At 65.2% G+C, this 968-nt stretch carries 2 protein-coding genes; both read left to right on the forward strand.

Translation table 11 applies throughout. The features are described from left to right. The coding region (locus NZU74_20175) for a zinc-binding dehydrogenase (protein ID MCS6883647.1) at nucleotides 1-680 on the forward strand (680 nt) is incomplete at its 5' end. A 50-nt stretch (nucleotides 681-730) separates the two neighbouring features. After that, on the forward strand, nucleotides 731-968 hold a 238-nt coding region (locus tag NZU74_20180; GenBank protein ID MCS6883648.1), incomplete at its 3' end, for a hypothetical protein.

Genomic DNA, 968 nt, shown 5'->3' on the forward strand with positions numbered 1-968 from the left:
GCACCCACTGTGACCGGCGCACTGTGCTCGGCATCGTCAATCGCCCCGGCGCTTTTGCCGAGTACCTCACCTTGCCCGTCGAGAACTTGCACGCCGTCCCGGATGCGGTCTCCGATGAACAGGCCGTTTTCACCGAGCCGTTGGCCGCTGCCTTCGAAATTCTGGAGCAAGTGCACATCGGCCCGGGCGATACCGTCTATGTAGTCGGCGATGGCAAGCTTGGTCTGTTGTGCGCGCAGGCGCTGGCGCTCACCGGTTGCGCGCTGACGGCCATCGGCAAGCATGCAGAGAAGCTTGCGCTATTGGAGCGGCGCGGCCTACGCACGGCGACGCTGAACGCCCTGCCCGCGCAGCGTGCCGATGTGGTGGTGGAGTGCACCGGCAGTCCGGCAGGCTTTGAGCTGGCGCGCCGCCTGACGCGCCCGCGCGGCACGCTGGTGTTGAAGAGCACCTATGCCGGCAGCCTGACCGTAGACATGAGCCGCCTCGTGGTGGACGAGATCACCGTGATCGGTTCGCGCTGCGGGCCGTTCGACCGGGCGCTGCGCGCGCTGGCGAGCGGCGAGGTGGAGGTGACCGGTCTGATTCACGCGCGTTACCCGTTGCGCGAGGCGGTGGAGGCGCTGGCGCATGCCCGGCATCCCGGCGTGCTCAAGGTGTTGTTGGAAGTCGGGAGTTGAGGTCGGCTCAACCCTATTTCGTGTTTCCACTCAGAAAGGAGTAAAACATCATGGTTCGTTCCGGTCTGATCTTTGCAGTAGTGATGCTGTTCATCGGCGGCATCCTGGCCTTCTTGTTCCCATTGTGTGTGCCCTGTATAGCGCTGGTCGTAGGTGCAGGCGCGGGATACCTGGCCGGGATGTGGGACAAGCCGCTCAACAACAGCCTGTCCATACAGCGCGGCGCGGGCGCCGGTGCGATTGCGGGCGTGGGCGCGCTGCTGGGGCACGTCTTCGGTGGACTGGGTT

The sequence above is a fragment of the Chloroflexaceae bacterium genome (assembly GCA_025057155.1).
Lineage (GTDB): Bacteria > Chloroflexota > Chloroflexia > Chloroflexales > Chloroflexaceae > JACAEO01.